Raw genomic sequence first — 3,576 nt, 5'->3', positions numbered from 1 at the left:
GGCATAGCTACTGATATCGATTTCCTGCAGATTGGCATCGACATTCTGGCTGGCCATGACCTTTCCGTCCATCGACAAAATCCTGATGGTTTTGAGATTCGCGCCATCATAGGAAACGGTGATGGTTTTTGAGGAAGGATTCGGGTAGATTTTGATTTTATTGTAGTTTTTTCCTTCAGAAAGCTTGCTACTATCTCCTCTATTTCCTGAATGCCTATAATTGAAGTCATTGTAGGGAGCAATGGTATCACATGACTTAATATAGGCAACAAATTGAGAGCCATATTGCGCTTCAAAACCAGTATCTGTCGAAGAATTGGCATTTGGCAACAATTCCACAAAATTCCCGGCATGATAGATTGCCTGGGTAGGAATTAATAGTGGATTACTTTCTATGGTATTAGTCAGGAAAATAGTTTCTGAGCGCTGTTCCCATACAGGATCGTATCCCGGAGGAATATCATCATTATCAAAAAGTGTTGCCTCACATTGATGTTTCCACACCCATTGGGGGAAACCTTTTTTTGAATTATTTTGAAAAGAAACAGAATCAACATCTATCGGATCAGTTGACACAATATTCGGGTTGTCTAAAACATAATAATTCGTAGTTTCATTCAATGCTGAAATATAAATTTTATGGTCTACAGCCAATTCTAAGCCCCAACACTGATCACAATCTTCAGTTGTCACATCAGATGGGTTCGAAATATTTAATCTATGGATGAGTGAATCTGATACATAATACAACCAGTTTGAATCTGATGAGAATTCAAGTCCATATGAATAATTCATATAGTTGTAATTAGTTAAACCCGTAGCTGTTCCTGTAGAATTATTAAAGCTTCCCAGTTCAATCCCCCCATTGCCATGTGAAATCGCAATATTTGTTGCATCTCTCGAAATTTTAATCGTCAATGCCCCGCCAGTGGCTGCAGTTGTTCCATTGGTTAATGATAATGGTGTATTTACCGTTGGGGTGTGAGCTGTCCCGCCAACGCCATCCGGGGTAACTTCATACGATAACAGATTTCCTTCGACAGCGCCAAGACCATTAAGATGTTGCACATGGGTAATTACCCAATAATTTTCCGAATTTGCTTCTACGATTGAAGTGATTCCTTCAGAAACATTATGATAACCAGCATCAATCGTTATTGATGAATTGAGTTTTAAAGGAATATTCATCGTCCCTATAAAAGATGCGGTGCCATTTGAAATTTCAATTTCAGAATAATACAATCCTCTTTCGGGGGTAGCCTCTGGCCCACCTCCTGTCCCATAAGTAATTCCATTTATGGTAACTACATAATAATTGGTACTTGATCCATCACCGGGCGCTTTGGGAACGGGAACAAAAATCACATTTTGAGCGCTTGATGGATTTCCAAGCAAATTAGCGGTCAGGAGTTGAAAAGCGCTTCCATTTCCCGGATTGTACCAAAGGCGTTCACCATCAGAAAAAAGCAACAGGTTACCCAATCTGTCAGAAACACTGGCACACCCTTCATAACCAACAAAACCAACCACAGCAGCGGTTGATACAGTTTCCGTTGGATAAAATCTTAAAGAGTTGTTTTCACCAAAGATCCAATTGTTGTTTTGCAGTTCCTGTCCGAAACTAATGGCAGTAAAAAGTAGGCACAGCCAACTAAATAAATATAAGTTTTTCATCATTTAAAATTTAAGTTACCTATATTATTTTTTCTCCATTAAGATTTTTACCTGCGCTTTTAATGCTTCAATCTCCTGGTTTTGCTTTTCGAGTGTTTTATTTTGCTCGATGGCATAAAGAGTAAGTTCTTCGATTTTCTCCATTTGTTTGGCCTGCATCTCGCCAAGATCAAGACCTTTTTTTACAATTTCTCCAGAAGAAGAAAGACCTGGCAAATGCTTGTTTTCTTTTACAAAAGTTTCTACATCTTTTAAAGGCATCAGTTTATAGTCGGCCGCAAAAACATAATCGGCCCAATAACTGCTGTTCCTGAGTGCCACTTTTACCTTTTCTGTTAGGATGCCGCCTTCAACTAACAATCTATATTGACTGTCTGGCAATGTGATGTTTGGAAAATTCAGAGAAGTTCCGCTAAAGGCCATCGTATTTCCAATATAAATCCTTCCAGTTCCAGAAGTTCCCGCTTCCGAACTGTTGCTCCGGGTTTTAAAGAAAAGGTTATTTCCATCCATAGTAACCGTTCTTGTATTGGGAGTATCGGACGCAATCGCGGTTGTATTGATATTTCCGTCTTTGTTATAAATATTGAATGCATCAACCTTATATCCGTGATCGAAGGGAGTTACCCCAACACCTAATCCAGCAGTTAAACTATTTTGGTTGGTAAAAATCACATCACCAGCCCCGTTCACACTTAAACATTTTGTATTATTAGGGGTTGTCCCTGCTCCTGCCAAACCAGACAATCTTAAACCTGATAGCGAAGTACCGGCAGTAATTTCTACTTTATTTCCTGGTGTATTTGTCCCGAAACCGGCATTACCGGCATCGTTAATATAAAGCCTTACGGTCCCGCTTCCATCTCCCAATATTATCGTATTGGATAAGGATGCCGAGCCATGAATACCATTGCCTATAATTACATTATTACTTCCTGTTGTTATAGAGTTTCCTGCTCCAAATCCTAAAAAAATATTTTGGGCTCCGGAAGTAAGACCATATCCGGACTGCCAGCCTATAGACGTGTTCAAATTCGAATTACAGTATGCTAATGCATCAACCCCGATAGCCGTATTATCAACCCCCCCTGAATTATTATACATTGCGCCCCTGCCAATCGCTGTATTATAACTTCCAGTTGTGTTCGCAAATAAACTGCCGTCTCCAATCGCGGAATTATCTATGCCTGTAGTATTCACTTTCATCGACTCATAGCCGACGGAGGTGTTTCTAATTCCGGTTGTTGTAATTTGGGATGAATTACCAATGGCGGTATTTGCCATAGTGGTGGATCCTGCCGAAGACAAAGCAGAATTGCCAAACGCACAATTCCCAAATCCTGATATTGGAATCGTATTGGCATTGTAAGAGGTATTAGGCTGACAATAGCCGATATTTATTCCTGCGATACAAAAAAAAATCAAAAAAAAAATTTGCTGTTCTCATAAGATGAAGTGTTAAATTGTTTCTGTTGAAATTAACAAATATTTTCTTCCATAATGATTGCTAATGACACTAATTATCAACAAAATAAAAAGCCCCGAAATTATGGGCTTCTTTCATTTTATCTTTTATCCATTTCCTCGAATTCACGCAATGGATAACCCGTAAAATCTGTCTCGGTCTTCCGGTCGGTTCTTCATTGGCATGCATTTCTTTCCATTGTGCAATCCAGTCCGGCAGGTGGCAGATAGTGATCAGAGCGATGAAATCGGCTATTGTATAAAAATAAAAGCCTCCCGGGTTTGGGAGGCTTTTGTATTATTAAGGATTAAAGGTTAATTTTTCACGAACTTGCTGTTAAGGATTTCCCCATCCTGGGTTTCCACAACAATCAGGTAAATGGCTTTGGCATAGCTACTGATATCGATTTCCTGCAGATTGGCATCGACATTCTGGCT

2 protein-coding genes are annotated in these 3,576 nt (G+C 39.4%); both read right to left on the bottom strand.

What is annotated here, in order from left to right; genetic code table 11:
• A partial coding sequence (locus VK541_RS17245; RefSeq protein WP_324371584.1) for a 3-coathanger stack domain-containing protein occupies positions 1-1,677 on the bottom strand: 1,677 nt, incomplete at its 3' end.
• Positions 1,678-1,698: 21 nt separating this feature from the next.
• The gene (locus VK541_RS17240; protein WP_324371583.1) at positions 1,699-3,099 is read right to left on the bottom strand and encodes a hypothetical protein; all 1,401 of its coding nucleotides are present in this window, start codon (positions 3,097-3,099) and stop codon (positions 1,699-1,701) included.
• Positions 3,100-3,576: the final 477 nt, after the last annotated feature.

This window comes from Pedobacter sp. (assembly GCF_035317785.1).
Lineage (GTDB): Bacteria > Bacteroidota > Bacteroidia > Sphingobacteriales > Sphingobacteriaceae > Pedobacter.
Note: the sequence above shows the minus strand (reverse complement) of the source record. Positions and strands in the feature narration are given on the sequence as shown.